At 70.1% G+C, this 18,532-nt stretch carries 14 protein-coding genes and 1 tRNA gene; 11 read left to right on the top strand and 4 right to left on the bottom strand.

What is annotated here, in order from left to right:
* Positions 1–42 precede the first annotated feature (42 nt).
* From ACS5Q7_RS08010 to ACS5Q7_RS07975, 8 genes are all read left to right on the top strand, one after another.
* Positions 43–1,266, top strand: a complete 1,224-nt coding sequence (locus ACS5Q7_RS08010) for a glycosyltransferase family protein (RefSeq protein ID WP_478338801.1) — start codon at positions 43–45, stop codon at positions 1,264–1,266.
* Positions 1,263–2,522, top strand: a complete 1,260-nt coding sequence (locus ACS5Q7_RS08005; RefSeq protein ID WP_478338800.1) for a glycosyltransferase — start codon at positions 1,263–1,265, stop codon at positions 2,520–2,522. The genes ACS5Q7_RS08010 and ACS5Q7_RS08005 overlap by 4 nt, the downstream gene beginning before the upstream one ends.
* Positions 2,519–4,384: a glycosyltransferase gene (locus tag ACS5Q7_RS08000; protein WP_478338799.1), complete on the top strand. Its 1,866-nt coding sequence runs from the start codon at positions 2,519–2,521 to the stop codon at positions 4,382–4,384. The genes ACS5Q7_RS08005 and ACS5Q7_RS08000 overlap by 4 nt, the downstream gene beginning before the upstream one ends.
* A complete protein-coding gene (locus ACS5Q7_RS07995) occupies positions 4,381–6,222 on the top strand; it encodes an ABC transporter ATP-binding protein (RefSeq protein ID WP_478338798.1) in 1,842 nt (613 codons plus the stop codon). Before ACS5Q7_RS08000 ends, ACS5Q7_RS07995 begins: the two co-directional genes overlap by 4 nt.
* Positions 6,222–7,091 (top strand): hypothetical protein, encoded by an 870-nt coding sequence (locus tag ACS5Q7_RS07990; RefSeq protein ID WP_478338797.1) that lies wholly within the window; start codon positions 6,222–6,224, stop codon positions 7,089–7,091. Before ACS5Q7_RS07995 ends, ACS5Q7_RS07990 begins: the two co-directional genes overlap by 1 nt.
* A 179-nt stretch (positions 7,092–7,270) precedes the next feature.
* Positions 7,271–9,118, top strand: coding sequence for an ABC transporter substrate-binding protein (locus ACS5Q7_RS07985; RefSeq protein ID WP_478338796.1), 1,848 nt, complete (start codon positions 7,271–7,273; stop codon positions 9,116–9,118).
* Positions 9,115–10,131 (top strand): ABC transporter permease, encoded by a 1,017-nt coding sequence (locus tag ACS5Q7_RS07980; protein WP_478338795.1) that lies wholly within the window; start codon positions 9,115–9,117, stop codon positions 10,129–10,131. Before ACS5Q7_RS07985 ends, ACS5Q7_RS07980 begins: the two co-directional genes overlap by 4 nt.
* Entirely contained in the window at positions 10,128–11,273 is a 1,146-nt protein-coding gene (locus ACS5Q7_RS07975) for an ABC transporter permease (protein ID WP_478338794.1), read from the top strand. The genes ACS5Q7_RS07980 and ACS5Q7_RS07975 overlap by 4 nt, the downstream gene beginning before the upstream one ends.
* A gap of 109 nt (positions 11,274–11,382) precedes the next feature.
* Here ACS5Q7_RS07975 and ACS5Q7_RS07970 read toward each other — a convergent pair whose 3' ends face one another.
* Together ACS5Q7_RS07970 and ACS5Q7_RS07965 are read right to left on the bottom strand one after the other, a co-directional pair.
* Entirely contained in the window at positions 11,383–13,599 is a 2,217-nt protein-coding gene (locus ACS5Q7_RS07970) for a sensor histidine kinase (protein WP_478338793.1), read from the bottom strand.
* 58 nt (positions 13,600–13,657) lie between these two features.
* A complete protein-coding gene (locus ACS5Q7_RS07965) occupies positions 13,658–13,987 on the bottom strand; it encodes an Rdx family protein (RefSeq protein ID WP_478338792.1) in 330 nt (109 codons plus the stop codon).
* A 164-nt stretch (positions 13,988–14,151) separates the two neighbouring features.
* On the opposite strand from ACS5Q7_RS07965, the gene ACS5Q7_RS07960 reads away from it, so the two are divergent.
* Positions 14,152–14,226: transfer RNA gene (locus ACS5Q7_RS07960), tRNA-Val, on the top strand.
* A gap of 138 nt (positions 14,227–14,364) precedes the next feature.
* Positions 14,365–15,897, top strand: a complete 1,533-nt coding sequence (locus tag ACS5Q7_RS07955; protein ID WP_478338791.1) for an acyl-CoA carboxylase subunit beta — start codon at positions 14,365–14,367, stop codon at positions 15,895–15,897.
* A 99-nt stretch (positions 15,898–15,996) separates the two neighbouring features.
* Here ACS5Q7_RS07955 and ACS5Q7_RS07950 read toward each other — a convergent pair whose 3' ends face one another.
* Together ACS5Q7_RS07950 and ACS5Q7_RS07945 are read right to left on the bottom strand one after the other, a co-directional pair.
* Positions 15,997–16,449 (bottom strand): ABC transporter ATPase, encoded by a 453-nt coding sequence (locus ACS5Q7_RS07950; RefSeq protein WP_478338790.1) that lies wholly within the window; start codon positions 16,447–16,449, stop codon positions 15,997–15,999.
* Between the two features lie 48 nt (positions 16,450–16,497).
* Positions 16,498–17,415: a metallophosphoesterase gene (locus ACS5Q7_RS07945; protein ID WP_478338789.1), complete on the bottom strand. Its 918-nt coding sequence runs from the start codon at positions 17,413–17,415 to the stop codon at positions 16,498–16,500.
* Positions 17,416–17,590: 175 nt separating this feature from the next.
* Here ACS5Q7_RS07945 and hemC point away from each other — a divergent pair, with 175 nt between their 5' ends.
* On the top strand, positions 17,591–18,514 hold the full coding sequence (hemC, locus tag ACS5Q7_RS07940) for a hydroxymethylbilane synthase (RefSeq protein WP_478338788.1): 924 nt from the start codon (positions 17,591–17,593) through the stop codon (positions 18,512–18,514).
* Positions 18,515–18,532: the final 18 nt, after the last annotated feature.

The raw sequence follows: 18,532 nt of genomic DNA, 5'->3' as shown, positions 1-18,532 counted from the left end.
CTGACACAGTGTGGGTTGGGGCGCGTGCCGACGGGCAGGGGAATGAGGTCATCGTCCGCCTTGCGCGTCCTGATCTACAGCCACGACACGTTCGGCCTTGGCCACCTGCGGCGCTCGCGGGCGATTGCCCATGCCCTCGTCGCCGCCTCCCCGGACGCGCGGGCGGTGATCGTGTCCGGCTCGCCCGTGGTGGACCGCTACGCTTTCGCCCGCGGGGTGCGCACCGTCCGCCTGCCCCCGGTGACGAAGTTGTCGGACGGCAGCTATGCCAGCGCCGGCCCCACGACCCTCGCCCATACGGTGGAAGCTCGCACGGCAGCCCTGGCGCGCACCGCCGAGGCGTTCCAGCCCCATGTGGTGATCGTCGACAAGGAGCCCTCCGGCTTCCATGGCGAGATGCTGCCCGTCCTGGAGCGTGAGGCGGCGCGCGGCACCAAGCTAGTTCTGGGCCTGCGCGACGTCCTCGACGAGGCCGACCGGCTCGCCCCCGAATGGGAGCGCAAGGGCGCCGTCGAGGCGATGGACCGTTTCTACGACGAGATCTGGGTCTACGGGCTCGGACGCATCCATGAGCCCCTGGCCGGGCTCGCCCTGGCGCCGGATCTCGCGCGGCGGATCGAGAGCCGCCTCGTCTATACCGGCTACCTGCGCCGCGATCTGCCGGAGACGCGGGCGGGCCGCCGCGAACCGGCGATGGCGGCTGGCCCCTTCCTCCTCGTGACGCCCGGCGGCGGGGGCGACGGCGCGGGGCTGATCGACTGGGTCATCGCGGCCTACGAGGCCGATCCCGGCCTTCCCCTGCCCTGCCTCGTCGCGTTTGGGCCGTTCCTGGCGAGCGACATTCGCGAGGGATTCGACCGGCGCATCGCCGCCCTCGGCGGCAAGGTCTCGGCCATCACTTTCGACAGCGAGATCGAGTTCCTGATGCGCAAGGCGGCGGGCGTCGTCGCCATGGGCGGCTACAACACCTTCTGCGAGATCCTCTCCTTCGACCGCCCGGCCGTGCTGGTGCCGCGCACCGAACCGCGGCGGGAACAGGCGATCCGCGCCCTGGCCGCCGAACGGCTCGGCCTCGTCCGGGTGCTGATGGAAGAGGATGGGCGCGCGCCTCACCGGATGGCGGCGGCGCTGCGCGCCTTGCCCGCCCAGCCCGAACCTTCGCGGGTCGTCGTGCCCGGCCTTCTCGACGGGCTCGACGCGGTGGTGAGCCGCCTGCACGGCCTCGCGCTCGAGGAAACCGCCACGCCGTACCGGGCGATCTCGTGAGCGGCCCGCGTATCGCGGTGGTGCTGAAGGGCTATCCGCGCCTCTCCGAGACCTTCATCGCGCAGGAAATCCTGGCTCTCGAAAAGCGGGGCCTTGCCCTCGACATCTGGTCCCTGCGCAGGCCCACCGACCGCTTCCGGCACCCAATGCATGACGCGATCCGCGCGCCCGTGGCCTACCTGCCCGAGTATCTTCGCGACGATCCGCGCCGGGTGCTGCGCGCACTGGCCTGGGCCTGCCGCCAGCGGGCCTTTCCGAAGCTCGTCGGGATAGTCCTCCGCGACCTGCGGCGGGACCCGACCGCCTCACGGCTGCGGCGGCTCGGGCAGGCTCTGGTCCTCGCCCGCGAGGTCGGGCCGGAGGTGGCGCATCTTCATGTCCACTTCCTGCACACGCCCGGCAGCGTCGCCCGCTACGCTGCCCTGCTGACCGGGCGTCGCTGGAGCTTCTCGGCCCACGCCAAGGACATCTGGACCACGCCGGATTGGGAGCTGTCCGAGAAGCTCGCGGACGCCGCATGGGGCGTCACCTGCACCCGCGACGGGCTCGCGCGCCTCGATGCCCTCGGCCCCGGCCGCACGCGGCTCGCCTATCACGGGCTCGACCTGACGCGCTTTCCCGCCCCGCCCCCGCCCCGGCCCGCCCGCGACGGGCGCGACCCAGAGGCGCCGGTGCGGCTGCTCTGCGTCGGGCGCCTCGTCGCGAAGAAGGGCCACGACGACCTGTTCGCGGCGCTCGCTGCCCTTCCCGCCGATCTGCACTGGCGGCTCGACCTGATCGGCGGCGGCGAGTTGCGCGCCGAACTCGAACGGCTCGCCATGGAGCGCGGGCTTCAGGGGCGCGTCGCGTTCCGGGGCGCCCTGCCGCAGCCGGCCATCATCACGGCGATGCGCGAGTCGGACCTGTTCGTGCTGCCGACGAAACCGGCCGCCGGGGGAGACCGCGACGGGCTGCCGAACGTCCTGATGGAAGCCGCCAGCCAGGAACTGCCGATCCTGGCCAGCGCCTTCGCCGGAACGCCCGAATTCCTCACCGACGGCATCCACGGGATCCTCGTCCCACCGGGCGAGCCCGATGCCCTCGCGGAGGCGATGCGCACCCTCTTCGCCGATCCCGAGCGACGGCGGCGCCTCGGCCGCGCGGCGCGGGCGAGGCTGGTGCAGGACTTCTCCGAGGATGCGGGTATCGCCCTCATCGCCGAAGCGCTCTCCCGCTCGGCCGGGATCGCCCTGCCCCACCGCGAGGAAGCCGCGTGAGGATCCTCATCGCGGTCACGCATCTCCTCGGGGCGGGGCATCTCACCCGCGCCGCCGCCCTCGCCCGCGCTTTCGCCGAAGCCGGGCACGAGACCGTGCTGGTCTCGGGCGGGAGCCCGGCGCCCCTGGTGCGGCTCGACGGCGTGCGCCTCGTGCAGTTGCCACCGCTGCGGATCGAGGGCTTCGATTTCGGCCGGCTCATCGGCCCGGATGGCCTGCCGGCCGGCGAAGAGATCTTCGCCGCGCGGCGCAAAGCCCTGCTCGCGACCCTCCACGAGACGGCGCCGGATGCGGTCATCACGGAACTCTTCCCCTTCGGACGGCGGGGGCTCGCGCCCGAATTCCTCGCCCTGGTTAAAGCGGCCCGCGCCCTCGCCCGGCCGCCGCTGATCCTCGCCTCGGTGCGCGACATCCTCGTGCCGCCAGACCGTCCGGCCAAAGTCGCGGAGGCTCACGCCCGCGTGGCCACCCTCTACGACGCGGTGCTGGTCCACGGCGACGAAGCGATGGCGCCCCTCGACGCCTCCTGGCCCGTCGATGACGCGATCCGCTCCACGCTCCGCTACACCGGATACGTGGACGAGGGCGCTCCGATCCCGCCGGCGGACCAGCGCGAGGGCATCGCCGTCGCCGCAGGGTCGAGCGCGGCGGGGCTCGGCCTGTTCCGCGCGGCCATCGGCGCGGCGCGGAAGCGGCCCGATCTCGGCTGGCGCCTCCTCGTGGGGCACGGCATCCCCGACGCGACGCTCGCCTCGCTCTCGGACGGATTAGCCCCCGGCACAGTGATGCGGGCGCGGGCCGATTACCGGGCGCTGCTGGCAGGCGCGCGCGTCTCGGTGAGCCAGTGCGGCTACAACACCGCCGTGGACCTCATGGTGACGGGCACACCCGCCGTGCTCGTGCCCTTCGAGGCGGGCCGCGAGACCGAGCAGCGCCTGCGCGCCGAACGACTCGCCGGCATGGGCCGTGCCCGGATCGTGCCGGAGGATGCCCTTTCGCCGGAGACGTTGCTGGCGGCGGTGATGGATGCGCCACCGCCCCCCACGGGGCCGCCTCCCGCCCTCGATGGCGCCGCCCGCACGGTCGCCCTGGTGGAACGGATGCGCCGCGAGCGCGCCTTCGCCCTCCTGCGCAAAGCCCTCGATGGGGCGGGCGATGTCCGCTTCTGGTGGCGCGACGACGACGCCGTGGCGGCGACCCCGGCGCTCGACCGGTTGCTCGCCCTCGCGGGGCCGCGCCCGATCCTGATCGCCGCCATCCCGGCGCGGATCGAGCCATCGCTCGCGCGCAGCCTGAGCCCCGCGCCCAACGTCAGCATCGGCGTGCATGGCCTCGCCCACGACAACCATGCGCCGCCGGAGGCGAAGCCCGCCGAGTTCGGTCCGCACCGGCCGCTCGCCGTCCTCCGGGACGAAGCGAGGCGCGCCCTCACCCTCGCGCGGGAGAGGGTGCCGGGCGGGCGCCTGTTGCCGGTCTTCGTGCCGCCCTGGAACCGGATCGATCCGGCCCTCGCGGCCGAGCTGCCGGCGCTCGGCTATCTCGGCCTCTCGACCGCGAAGGGAAGCCACGGCGCCTCGCTCGACGTGATCGACTGGCGCGGCACCCGTTCGCTGCGCGAGCCCGTCGCGCTGCTCGAGAGCATTATCGCCCATGTCGAGAGCGGGAGCACGGAACCGCTCGGCCTCCTCACCCACCACCTCGCCCATGACGAGGCGGTCTGGGATTTCCTCGCCGAATTGATCGCCTGCCTCGACCACCCGGCAATGTGCTGGTGCGATCCGCGCGACCTGTTCCATTCCCCTGTGGACGCGCCGATTCGCGCGCCTATGTGCAGTGCTGGCGAACGGCCGAGGACCGGGTGAGCGTGCTCCTGTCGATCCGCGACCTCGCTGTCGCCTTTCACACCGATACGGGCCGGTTCGAGGCTCTTCACGGCCTGTCGCTCGACATTGCCCGGGGCAAGACCCTCGCGCTGGTGGGCGAATCCGGCTCCGGCAAGTCGGTGACGGCGCAGGCGATCCTGCGCATCCTGCCCCGCGCCGCCGAAATCTCACGCGGTCAGATGCTGTTCGCCAGGGGCGACGACACGGTCGACCTCGCGCGGCTGCCGGCGGACGGCGCGGCGATCCGGGACATCCGGGGCCGGCAGATCGCGATGATCTTTCAGGAGCCGATGACCTGCCTGTCGCCACTCCACACGGTCGGCGACCAGATCGGCGAGGCGCTGCGCGTCCATACCGGCGCCGACCGGCGGGAAGCGGATGCGCGCACCGAGGAAGCGCTGGCGAAGGTCGGCTTCCCCGATCCGAAGCGGGCGTTGAAGACCTATCCGTTCGAGCTGTCCGGCGGCCTGCGCCAGCGTGCGATGATCGCCATGGCGCTCATCATGCGCCCGGCGCTCCTCGTGGCGGACGAGCCGACCACCGCGCTGGACGTCACGACCCAGGCGCAGATCCTCGCCCTGCTCGGCCGGTTGCAGGACGAGACCGGCATGGCGATCCTGCTCATCACCCACGATCTCGGAGTGGTGGCCAACATCGCCCACGACGTGGCCGTGCTCTACCGGGGCCGGCTGGTCGAGGCAGGCCCCAAGGAAGAGGTGATGCGCCGGCCCGGCCATGCCTACCTCAAGGCGCTGATCGAGGCGGTGCCGCGCTTCGACATGGCGCCGGGCGAGCGCCTGACCCCGATCCGCCCCGCCCGCGCGACGATCCCGCCCGCGCGGGAGGCGCCGCGCCTCGCCGGCCCCGTTCTTCAGGTGGAGAAGGTCAGCAAGACCTTCACCCTGCGCGCCGGCCGCCTCTTCGCGAGCCCGCGCACGGTGCGGGCGGTGGCGGACGTGTCCCTCGCCCTGAACGGCGGCCAGACCCTCGGGCTCGTGGGCGAATCCGGCTCGGGCAAGACCACCGTCGCCAAGATGGTCATGCGGGCCATGCCGCCGGATGGCGGGCGCATCCTGTTCGACGGCGGCGACGGCCCGAAGGACGTGCACAAGCTGAAGGGCGACGCGCTGTTCGCCTACCGCCGCAACGTCCAGTTCGTCTTCCAGGACCCCTACGCCTCCCTCGATCCGCGCATGACTGTGCGGCAGATCCTCTCCGAGCCGATGGAGATCCACGGCGTGCCCCAGACCCGGCGGCGGGAGCGGTGCCGCGAGCTGATGGCGATGGTCGGCCTGGAGGATTCCGCCCTCGGCCGCTACCCACACGCCTTTTCCGGCGGCCAGCGCCAGCGCATCGGCATCGCCCGCGCGCTCAGCCTCGAACCGCGCCTCCTCGTGCTGGACGAGCCGGTCTCGGCGCTGGACGTCTCGGTGCAGGCGCAGATCCTGAACCTGCTGAAGGATCTGCAGCAGGCGCTCGGCCTGTCCTACCTCATCGTGTCTCACAACCTCGCGGTGGTGGACTACATGGCCGACACGATCAGCGTGATGTGCCGGGGACGCATCGTCGAAGAAGCCGACAGGGCCACCCTGTTCCGCGATCCGGTCCATCCCTACACGAAGGCGCTGCTTGCGGCGGTTCCCGACCCGAGCCTCGACCATCCCCTCGATTTCGCGAAGGTGACGGGGGAGGCCTCCGACCCCGCCCGCTGGCCGGAATCCTTCGCCCTTGCTCCCCATGAATTCGGGATCATGATGGAAGTGGAACCCGGGCATTTCGCCCGTTACCGGTCCCTCGACGAGCGGAATGCCGCCTGATGCAGCCGCGTCCGCCCATCGTTCTCGAACGCCTGCGCCGCAAGGTCCTCGGCCCGCTGTTCGATCGCCTCGGCTACGACCTCGTGCCCGCCGCCCCCGATTGGACCCACCGCCCGACCTCTCCCCGCGAGGTCGCCCGGCTTCTCGACGCGGCGGCGGAGATCCTGCACGGCGATCTGCGCGCCTCCGGCCTGAAGCCGGACGAGGATGTCCGCGCCCTCGTGGAACGGTTCTGGCACCTGATCCCCGAAGCGCCCGTGCGCCAGCGGCGCGGCGGCAGCGGGTTCAACGGGGCGCTTCAGCTCTACGTGGCGATGAGGGTCCTGCGGCCGGCTTTCGTGATCGAATCCGGCGTGTTCCGGGGCCTGACCACCTGGGTGATCCGGCAGGCCTGCCCCGAGGCGCGGATCTTCTGCCACGACCCCGACCTGTCGGGCCTGCAATACCGTGACGCCGGGGCGCGCTACAGCCGCGAGGATTGGTCCCGCGCCGATTGGTCGATCCTCGATCCGGCGCGGACGGTAGCCTTCTTCGACGATCACGTCTCGCAGGCCCGCCGGGTGGTAGAGGCGCATGTGCGCGGCCTGACCCGCCTGCTGTTCGACGACGACGTGGCGGCGCACCGCATCCACGCCCATGGCGGCCCGGCCCATCCGACCATCGCGATGATCACCGCCCTGGACGCGAACCCGGAGCCGATCCGCTGGACCCGCAACGGCCGCCCCTTCGAGCAGCCCGCCGGGGACGCGGAGGCGCGGCAGGCCGGCGACCTGATCCGCCGCGCCCATGCCTTCGACGACATGCACCGCGCCACCGGCTACTCGCCGGCCCGGCTGACCTACGTGGAACTGCACGGAGGCGGGCCGTGACGGGAAGAAAGCCAGCCTTCTCCAACCCTGTCCCTCATCCTGAGGTGCCCGCCTCGGCGGGCCTCGAAGGATCCCTTCAGACATCGCCGCGAACCCTGGAGCCCTCCTTCGACGCGGCTTCGCCGCACCTCAGGATGAGGGAATGGATCGGATCGGCGGGAATCTCACGCCGCGCCGTGATGGCGGCCCTCGCCGGCGCCGCGCTCCTCCCCCGCCGCGCCCTCGCCGAGGACGCCCCGGCCCCGCCCGCCAAACCCTTCGTCGCGGACCTCGCCGCCAAGGGAAGGCGTCTCGGCAAGCAGGGGGGGACGATCCGCACCCTGATCGCGAAGGCGCGGGATGTGCGCTACCTGTCGGTCTACGGCTACACCCGCCTCGTCGGCTACGATGCCGCTCTCACGCTCCGGCCCGACGTGCTGGAGCGGGTCGATGTCCAGGGCGGGCGCTTCACCTTCACCCTGCGGGATGGGCATCGCTGGTCGGACGGACATCCCTTCACCAGCGAGGACTTTCGCTATTACTGGGAAGACGTCGCCAACCAGAAGGAGCTGAGCCCCGAGGGGCCGCCTGTCTTCTTCCTGGTGGACGGCCAGCCGCCGCAGGTCGAGTTCCCGGACGCACGGACCGTCCGCTACACCTGGCCCCGGCCGAACCCGATGTTCCTGCCGGCGCTGGCCGCCCCCCGCGATCCGCTGATCTACCGGCCGGCGCATTACCTGAAGCCGTATCACCCGCGCTATGTCGGCAAGGAGGCGGCCGAGGCCAAGGCGAAGGCCCTGAAGCTGCGCGGCTGGGCCGCCCTGCACAACCGGCTCGACGACAATTACGAGCTGATGAACCCGGATTGCCCGACCTTGCAGGCCTGGGTGCCGCTCACCCGATCCCCGGCGACGCGCTTCGCCTTCGAACGCAACCGCTCCTATCACCGGGTCGACACGGCCGGCACGCAATTGCCCTATGTCGACCGCATCGTGATGGACGTGGCCTCCTCCGGCCTGCTCGTCGCCAAGACCAACGCAGGCGAGGCCGACCTGATGTTCCGCGGCCTGATGATGCCGGACATCCCGAGCCTCAAGGAGGGCGAGAAGGCCCACCATTACCGCACCAATCTCTGGCCGGTGGCCCGGGGCTCGGAGATCGCCCTCTACCCGAACCTGACGACGGTCGATCCGGTCTGGCGCGCCCTCAACCGCGACATCCGCTACCGCCACGCGCTCTCGCTGGCGACCGACCGGCGCACGCTCAACAACACCCTGCTCTTCGGCCTCGGCACCGAGGGCAACGACACCATCATCCCCGATTCGCCCCTCTACGCACCGGAGATGCGGACCTTGAACGCGGGCTACGATCCCGCCCAGGCGAACCGGCTTCTGGACGAGGCCGGGCTCGACCGTCGCGACGGGTCGGGCATCCGGCTCCTCTCGGACGGGCGCCCGCTGGAGATCGTGGTGGAGAGCGACGGGGAGGCCGGCGAGATCCTCGACGCCCTCACCCTCATCGCGGAGTTCTGGCGGGAGGTCGGCATCCGCCTCGTCACCAAGCCGCAGGAGCGCACCAACCTGCGCCGCCGCTCCATCGGCGGCCTGACGGTGATGGTGGCGGCGCAGGGGCTCGACCTCGCGGTGCCCACCGCGATCATGCCGCCGACCGAACTGAGCCCGGCCCAGCCCGACCATTATTCCTGGCCGCGCTGGTCGATGAACCTCGAAAGCCGGGGCCGCAGCGGCGAAGCCTGCGACGTGCCGGAGGTGCAGCGCCTCATCGATCTCGACCGGGAATGGCGCCAGACGGACGATGCGGCCCGGCAGGCGGCGATCTGGCGCGAGATGCTGATGAACCACGCGCGCAACACCTGGGTCATCGGCACGGTGGCCGGGGCGCTGCAACCGGTCGTCACCGCCGACAGGCTGGTGAACCTGCCGGCCAAGGCGCTCTATTCCTGGGAGCCCACCGCGATGATCGGCGTGCAGCGCCTGGACGAGGTGTTCTGGGACGAGGCCACGGACAAGCGGGTCGAGGCGCGATGATCGGCGTCATCCTCCGGCGGCTCCTGACCATGGCGGTGACGCTGCTCGTCATCTCCGCCCTTGTCTTCTTCGTCATCAAGCTCCCGCCGGGGGATTACCTGACGAACCGCATCATGGAGTTGCGCGCCACCGGCGAGGCGGGCTCCGTGGCCAAGGCGGAACTGTTGATCCGTCAATACGGGCTCGACCGGCCGGTCTGGGAGCAATACCTGATCTGGGTCGGGCTGATGCCGGGCCCCGCCGGCTTTTCCGGCCTGCTGCAGGGCGATTGGGGCTGGTCGTTCGAATACGACAAGCCGGTGGCCGACGTGGTCGGCGACGCCCTGTGGCTGACGCTGCTCGTGAACGTCACCGCCGTGATCTTCGTCCATCTCGTGGCGATCCCGGCGGCAATCTACTCGGCGACGCGGCGCTACACCTGGGGCGATTCCGTCGTCACCATACTCGGCTATGTCGGCCTCGCGATGCCGGGCTTCCTGCTGGCGCTGATCCTGCTGTTTTATGCCAACCGCTGGTTCGGCCTCTCCATCGGCGGGCTCTACGACGCCGCCCTCACCAACCGGCCCTGGGACGGGGAGAAGATCCGCTCGCTCGCCGCCCACCTCATCGTGCCGACCCTGGTGATCGGCCTCGGGGGCACGGCGGCGATGATCCGCCGGATGCGGGCGAACCTCTTGGACGAACTCGCCAAGCCCTACACAGTGACGGCCCGCGCCAAGGGTCTCCCGCCGACGCGGGCGCTGCTGAAATATCCGTTCCGCATGTCCCTGAACCCGTTCGTCGCGGATATCGGCAACCTGCTGCCGCATCTGGTCTCGGGTTCGGTGCTGGTCTCGCTGGTGCTGAGCCTGCCGACCGTCGGGCCGTTGCTGTTGGAGAGCCTGCGCAACCAGGACCAGTTCATGGCGGGCTTCATCCTGATGTTCGTGGCGGCGCTGACCCTCGTGGGGATGCTGATCTCCGACCTCGCCCTGGTCTGGCTCGACCCCCGCATCCGCATGGGCCTGCGATGAGCGGCGCCCTGCAACCCACTCACTTCGTCGATCCGGCGCCCTTCGCCCCCGACGAGCGGGCCGAGACGCCCGCCGGCTCGGCCTCCGCATGGCGGCTCATCGCGCGCAAATTCCTGCGCCACCGGCTGGCGGTGTTCTTCGCGCTGATCCTGCTCGTGCTCTACGCGCTGATCCCCTTCGTGGAGATGATCGCGCCCTATGGGCAGGCGCGGCGGGACGGCGATTTCCTCTACGCGCCGCCGCAGGGGGTGCACCTGTTTCACGAGGGACGCTTCGTCGGTCCGTTCGTCTACCCGTACCGCTCGCACCTCGACCCGGACACCTTCCGCCGGGACTACGTGAGCGACGCGGCCAAGCCGCAGCCCCTGCGCTTCCTGTGCCGGGGCGACGGCTACGATTGGTTCGGGCTCGTCCGCTCCGATTTCCACCTCGCCTGCGCGCCGGAGGGTGGGACCCTGTTCCTGCTCGGCACCGACCGGCTCGGGCGGGACCTGTTCTCGCGGATCGTCTACGGCACCCGCGTCTCGCTCACGATCGGCCTCGTGGGCGTGGCGATCTCGTTCGTGCTCGGCCTCTTCTTCGGGGGCATTGCCGGCTATTTCGGCGGCCTCGCCGACGCCGCCGTGCAAAGGCTGATCGAGATCGTCCGCTCGATTCCCGAATTGCCGCTCTGGCTCGCCCTCTCGGCGGCACTCCCCGCGAATTGGAGCCCGCTCCTCATCTTCTTCGGCATCACGGTGATCCTCGGCCTGCTCGACTGGCCGGGCCTCGCCCGCGCGGTGCGCGGCAAGCTGCTGGCGCTGCGCGAGGAGGATTTCGTCCAGGCGGCCGAACTGATGGGGGCCTCGCCCGCCCGGCTCATCGGCCGGCACCTGATCCCGAATTTCATGAGCCACCTTATCGCCTCGGCGACCCTCTCGATCCCGACGATGATCCTCGGCGAGACCGCCCTGTCCTTCCTCGGCCTCGGCCTGCGCCCGCCCGTGACGAGCTGGGGCGTGCTCCTCAACGAGGCGCAGAATCTCGCGGCGGTGCAGCTCTACCCGTGGCTGCTCCTGCCGGTGGTGCCGGTGCTGGTGACGGTGCTGGCCTTCAACTTCGTCGGCGACGGCCTGCGCGACGCCGCCGATCCGTATAATTGAGCGAATAGCGAATAGCGAATAGCGAATAGCGAATAGCGTTTCACGCGTCGCAGGCACCTGCAACGGCAAACTATTCGCTATTCGCTACTCCCTATTCGCTCCCTTCACTTCACCCAGCCAGCGGCAGCGGTGCGATCCGCGTCGGCGCGGCGACATTCTTGCGCTCCACGAGTCCCGGCGGCGGGACGGGCGCCTCGATGGTGCAGACGACGCCGCCCGGCTCGAAGGAGAGATGGACCTCCCCGGCGAGCTCGCGGGCAAGGCTGCGCTCGATGAGCCGTGAACCGAAGCCGGTCCGGGTCGGCTTCTTCACGGCCGGACCGCCGCTCTCGCGCCAGCACAGGAGGAGCATGGTCTCCTCGCCGCGCCGCACGGCCCACTCGATGGCGATGGTGCCGGCATCGTTCGAGAGCGCGCCGTACTTCACCGCATTGGTGCCGAGTTCGTGCAGGGCCATGGCGATGGACAGGGCGAGCCGCGGCGGCAGGCGGAGCGGCGGACCCTGGACCTTGAAGCGCGACGGCCCGGTGCCGCCTCCGTCGAGGGGGCGGATCGCGTCCGCCACCACCGCCGAGAGTTCGGCGCCGTCCCAGCTTTCCTTGGTGAGCACGTCGTGGACGCGGGCGAGCGCCAGCAGCCGCGCCTCGAAGGCGGCGCGGGCGGTCTCGGCCTCCGGCCCGTCGAGGCCGCGCAGGGATTGCGTCGCGATGGATTGCACCGTCGCGAGCGTATTCTTCACCCGGTGATTCAATTCGTGGATCAGCAGGAGCAGGTGCTCCTCCGCCGACTTGGCGTCGGTGATGTCGACGTTGCAGCCGGTGTAGCCGAGGAAACGCTGTGCGTCGTCGAGGCGCGGCACGCCCTCGCAGCGCAGCCAGCGGACGGCGCCGGTCCGGTCGATGATGCGCGTCTCCATGCGGAACGGCCCGCGCGCCGCGAAGGCGTCCTGGAAGCCCGCCCGGAACACGTCGAGGTCGTCCGGGTGGATGATCCGTTCCCAGCCTGCATCGGCGAGCGCGGCCGCTGGCATCCCGAACAGATGGTCGAAATGCAGGTTGGCGAAGCTGACCTCGCCGGTCTCGTCGGTCATCCAGATCAGGGCCGGGGCCGAATCCGCCATGTGCCGGAACCGCGCCTCGCTCTCCTTAAGGGCGGAGAGACCGCGCCGCGTCTCTTCGAGGGCGCGGTCGCGCTCCTCCTCACGCGTGCGGATGCGCAGGGACGCATCCGAGAGAACCGTCGCGAGGCGCTGGATCTCGTGGACGGGCGAGGCGACGCGCGGGATCGCCTCGCCGCGCGCCAGCGCCGGGCCGGAGGCCGCGAGATGGCGCAGGGGTCGCGTCACTCGTGACCACAGGCTCACCGCCAGCACCGAGGAGGTCGCCAATACGAGAAGACCGAAACCGGCGAAGGCCCACACCCAGCGCCGCACCCGTGCATCCACGATGGTCTGCGGGATGCTGGTTGCCACCGTCCAGCCGGTGAGGCGTGAGCGCGCCTCGATCACCACGACCGGCCGCCGCTGCCTGTCCTGGCCCTCCCAGACGCCGGACGTGCCGGTTTGGGTCTGCCGGAGGGTGGCGAGGCGGGGCTTGCCCACCACCGAGGTCGGATCCGGCAGGCGCGCCAGCACGGTCCCGTTGCGGTCCGAGATGCCTGTCGTCCAGCCCTGGACCACCTCGCGCGCCAGGATGCCCTGGAGCCGCGAGAGCGGCACGGTGAAGCTCAGGATGTAGGCGACCTCGCCATCCACGTTCACCGGCACGCCGACCGCGTAGCTCGCATCCTCCGCGATCACCGCCGGGACGTAGCCGCTCACCAGCGCGCGGACCTGCCCCTTGGTGAGTTCCCCGTCGATCGGCAGGGGTGCCACGGGGAGGGGAGCGCCGCGCGGAACCCCGGTGTTCACCACTTCCTGCCCGTTGGGCCGGCGCAGGAGCACGTCGAGGTCGAGGGAGCTGCGCACGAGCCGCGCCTGCGCATCGAAGGCGGAGAAATCGCCGTCCTTCAGGCGCGGCGAGGTGGCCAGCGTCTGAAGCACGGAGACGAGGCCCGCCGTGTCCCTGTCGAGGGAGAGGCTGATGCCGCGCACGTTCTCGCGCGCGTCCTGCTCGAACCGCGCCCGCTCGGCGGAGGCGTAGCGCATGAGCAGGATGGCGGTGAACAGCAGGCCGGGTCCGATCAGCGCGACGACGAGCGCCACCAGATAGACCTGGGTGGAGAACCCGTTCCGGCCGAACCGGTGGAGTCGACGGGCGACCCAGGAGCCGCGCCGCGGAGGCGGGGCTGCCGGCGAAGTGAGTTCCCGGTCGTGTCGCGGGCTCACCAGCCGCGCGCTCCCGGCCTCCGGCGGCCAAGGCGCCGTTGCGCGTGCGGAACCATCATCACCTGTCGATATGGCCGAGATCGCGATCCGGGTCGAGCCGGTCGCGTACTCGCTGCTTGAGGGCCTTCACGTCCGGAAACCCACCGTCCTGCACGCGTTCCCACAGAAGATCGCCATCGACCTCGATGCGGAACACGCCGCCCCGCCCGGGGAGGAGCGCGACCTCGGACAGGTCGTCCTTGAAGGTGGAGAGGAGTTCCTGCGCCATCCACGCGGAGCGGAGGAGCCAATTGCACTGGACACAATAGGTGATGGCCACGCGCGGCCGACGCGTCACACGCTCAGTGGCGCCCTCCCCTGGCACCGGACCCGCTTGACCCTGATCCATGGTTCCACAGCGCACGCGCCGGCGACGAAAGTCAACCACGGCCGGCAATCGGCGGATCCCGGCTTGACGGAGCGGGGGCGAGCACCCTAGAAGCCGCTCACCCGGTCGCGGGAGGCCCCTGGCCCCCGCCTCCGCGCAGCGTCCGTGTTCACGGGCTGCGGAACGGACGGTTAGCACAGCGGTAGTGCGTTCCCTTCACACGGGAAAGGTCGCAGGTTCGATCCCTGCACCGTCCACCACTTTCCTCTCCCCCGTAAGACCGATTTCGGATCTGTTTGCCACGCCGTAGACGCGTGCTAGAGCCGGCTCGACAGCAAACGCTCGAGATCGATCCGGGACTACCGGGCGGCTGGGCAAGCCAGGGGCGGACGACGACCATGAAGGACATCCTCGACAAACTCGCCGAGCGCCGGGACCAGGCGCGCCTCGGCGGTGGCGAGAAGCGTGTCGAGGCCCAGCACAATCGCGGCAAGCTCACGGCGCGCGAGCGCATCGAACTCCTGCTCGACCACGGGTCGTTCGAAGAGTTCGACATGTTCGTGCAGCACCGCTCCACCGATTTCGGCATGGAGAAGCAGAAGGTCCCCGGCGACGGCGTCGTCACCGGCTGGGGCACCATCAACGGCCGCACCGTCTTCCTGTTCTCGAAGGACTTCACGGTGTTCGGCGGCTCCCTCTCGGAGACGCACGCCGCCAAGATCGTGAAGGTGCAGGACATGGCGCTGAAGATGCGCGCCCCGATCATCGGCATCTTCGATGCCGGCGGCGCCCGCATCCAGGAGGGCGTGGCCGCGCTCGGCGGCTACGGCGAGGTGTTCCGCCGCAACGTCATGGCCTCGGGCGTGATCCCGCAGATCTCGGTGATCATGGGCCCCTGCGCGGGCGGCGACGTCTACTCGCCGGCCATGACCGACTTTATCTTCATGGTCCGCGACACGAGCTACATGTTCGTGACCGGCCCGGACGTGGTGAAGACCGTGACCAACGAGGTCGTCACCGCCGAAGAACTCGGCGGCGCCAAGGTCCACACCACCAAGTCGTCCATCGCGGACGGCGCGTTCGAGAACGATGTCGAGGCGATCCTCCAGATCCGCCGCCTCCTCGACTTCCTCCCCGCCAACAACACCGACGGCGTGCCGGAGATCGAGTCCTTCGACGACGTGAACCGTCTCGACATGTCGCTCGATACGCTGATCCCCGACAACCCGAACAAGCCCTACGACATGGGCGAGTTGATCCGCCGGGTGGTCGACGAGGGCGATTTCTTCGAGATCCAGGCGGCCTACGCCCGCAACATCATCACCGGCTTCGGCCGCGTCGAGGGCCGCACGGTCGGCTTCGTGGCGAACCAGCCGCTGGTGCTGGCGGGCGTGCTCGATTCGGACGCCTCGCGGAAGGCCGCGCGCTTCGTGCGCTACTGCAACGCCTTCTCGATCCCGATCGTGACCTTCGTGGACGTGCCGGGCTTCCTGCCGGGCACCGCCCAGGAATACGGCGGCCTCATCAAGCACGGCGCCAAGCTGCTCTTCGCCTACAACCAGGCGACGGTGCCGCTGGTGACGATCATCACCCGCAAGGCCTTCGGCGGCGCCTATGACGTCATGGCCTCGAAGCATGTGGGCGCGGACGTGAACTACGCGTGGCCGACGGCGCAGATCGCGGTGATGGGCGCCAAGGGCGCGGTGGAGATCATCTTCCGCAACGAGATCGGCGACCCGGACAAGATCGCCGAGCGCACCAAGGAATACGAGGACCGCTTCCTCTCGCCGTTCGTGGCCGCCGAGCGCGGCTACATCGACGAGGTGATCATGCCCCACTCCACCCGCCGCCGGATCGCCCGCGCGCTCGGCATGCTCCGTACGAAGAAAATGGAGCAGCCCTGGAAGAAGCACGACAACATCCCGCTGTAAGCGGAGCGCCTTCCACCCTCCTCCTTCGAGGCCCGCCAAGGCGAGTACCTCAAGATGAGGGCGAGGGTTAGGAGCAGGGTTCCGGTCAGAGGTGTGCGATCAACTTCTGTCGCTGTGCTCGATCACCGCGCACAGCGTCAGGGGTCCCTTGTCGGGGGAGACCATCGCCGAACAGGTGACGAGCGCCCCGCCGAGGTCGACGTTGCTGTGGCGCATGCGGCTCGCCGTGTCCTTGGCCTTGTGCGCCGCCTCGGTGATCGTTTTCGCATCGATGCCGGTGACGGCGTGGCCCGCCTTGCCGAAGGTGGTGAAATACTCCTCCGGCGGGTTCGCCCCGCGATACTGCGCGCCCACCGAGGAGAGCGCCGGAGCACCGCAGGCGAGCGTCAGCGTCATGTCCGGAGTGACCGTGAAGGTCGCGTAATCAGTTTGCTTCTGGTCGGTCTTCGCGCCGGTCTCGGTCGTCACCTTGCCGACCAGGGTGTCGCATTCGTCTGCCCGCGCGGACCCGGCCGCGAGGCAGAGGATCGGAAGGAGAAGGAGCGTGCGCATCGGCTCAATCTAGCGCACGCCCGCGAAAAGGGGATCGCCTCGGCGCCCCTAAGCGGTGCCCGGCTCCGGCGCGGATTGTCCCAGTTCGAGCAGTACGATTTCCGGCGGCACGCCGATGCGCACCGGGATGCGGCTCACGCCGAACCCGCCCGAGACGATGATGTGGCGCCCATCGATGACGCGGTGGCCATAGGCCAAGTCGTGTCCATGCACCCGGCGGATGGCCGGTGAGCGGCCGAACAGGCGGATCTGTCCGCCATGGGTGTGGCCCGACAGGGTCAGCGCCACTCGCGAAGGCACCCGGTGGAAGATGTTCGGCTCATGCGCCATCAACAGGACGGGCGCGTCGTCCGTGACCTTGGCGAGCGTGCCGGTAAGGTCGTCCGCGCGCAGGTGGTAGAGGCCTTCGAACGGCTCCTGATCGCCGAGGCCGGCAAGCCAGAACGACTTGCCGTCCTTCGTCAGGCGCAGCACATCGTTTTCGAGAACGGGAAGACCCCGCGCTTCGAGAATCTTGCGGACGCGGGGCGTACCGCGGAGATCCGACTGGACCGTGGGATCCTCCCACCAATCGTGATTCCCGAGGATCGAATAGGTGCCGAGCGGCGCGCGCAGGCCCTCCACGAGCTTGGCGAAGTCCGAGAGGGGGAGCTTCTGCCACGCGACCTTCCCGGCTGGGTAATCGCCCAGCATCAGGATGAGGTCGGGGCGCAGCGCGTTGGTCGTATCCACGATCTCCGCCACCCGGTCGAAGGGCATGAACGGCTCGCAGACGTGAAAATCCGCCAGCACGGCGATGCGCAGCGCCGGGCCGTCCTTCCAATTGGGCAGGTTCGGCGCGTAGCGCGTCACCACGAGGCGGTGCAGCGGCTCGATTCCGAACCCGTAGACGCCCGTCGCGCCGATGAGGCCGGCGGTCGCACCGAGACCGGTGAGAACCTGACGCCGGCTCGGCAGGATCACCATGACAGCTGTCCGTCCCGTCCCATGGGGTGCGCGTCTCCCTTGCGATGACCCGTTTCCATACACGGCCTTCGGTTGACGGCGGCTGAACCGGATCGCTCAAGGTGATGGAAGCGTGGCGTGGGCTTCTGTAAGGTCTTGCCGCCGCCCCGTCCGTGAGAAGCGACACATCAGACCCATGCTGAACCGCCCCCTGCGCATCGGCACCCGCGGCAGCCCGATGGCCCTGGCCCAGACGGGCATGGTCCGCGACCGCATCGTCGCCGCCAATCCCGGCCTGGAGACCGAACTGGTCGTCGTCACCACCGTGGCCGACAAGATCCTCGACCGGCCGCTCTCCGAGATCGGCGGCAAGGGCCTGTTCACCAAGGAACTGGAACAGGCGCTCTACGCCAACGAGGTGGATGTCGCCGTCCACTCGATGAAGGACGTGGAGACGTGGCTGCCCGAGGGCCTCGCCATCGCCTGCATCCTCGAGCGCGACGACCCGCGCGACGCCTTCCTCTCCCCCCATGCCGAGACGCTGATGGACCTGCCAGAGGGCGCGCGGGTCGGCACCTCGTCGCTGCGCCGGGCGGCGCAGGTGCTGATGCACCGGCCGGACCTGAAGGTCGTGCCCCTACGCGGCAACGCGAATACCCGGATGCGCAAGCTCGAATCCGGCGAGTGCGATGCGACGCTCCTGGCGCTGGCCGGGCTTCAGCGCCTCAGCCTCGAAGCCATGGCCCGCAGTATCCTCCCGGTGGAAACCATGCTGCCCGCCGTGGCCCAGGGCGCGCTGGGCATCGAGTGCCGGGCGGACGATGCGGACATCCGCGCGCTGCTCGCCCCCATCGCCTGCAAGACCACGACCACTGCCGTCGCCGCAGAGCGGGCGCTGCTCGCCGAGCTCGACGGGTCCTGCCGCACGCCCATCGCCGCCCTGGCGCGGATCGACGGCGGGCGCCTGCGTTTGGACGGGCTGCTGTTCCTGCCGGACGGGAGCCGGCACTGGGCCGCCTCCGGCGAGGGGCCGGTGGAAGAGGCCGAGCGCATCGGCCGCGAGGCCGGCGCCGCGCTGAAGGCGCAGGCCGGTGACACCTACACGAAGCACCTGAAATAGAGGCCATCCCACCGTCAT

Source organism: Methylobacterium sp. Gmos3 (assembly GCF_056430985.1).
The sequence above is the reverse complement of the archived record's forward strand: the minus strand, read 5'-3'. Positions and strand labels throughout refer to the sequence as shown.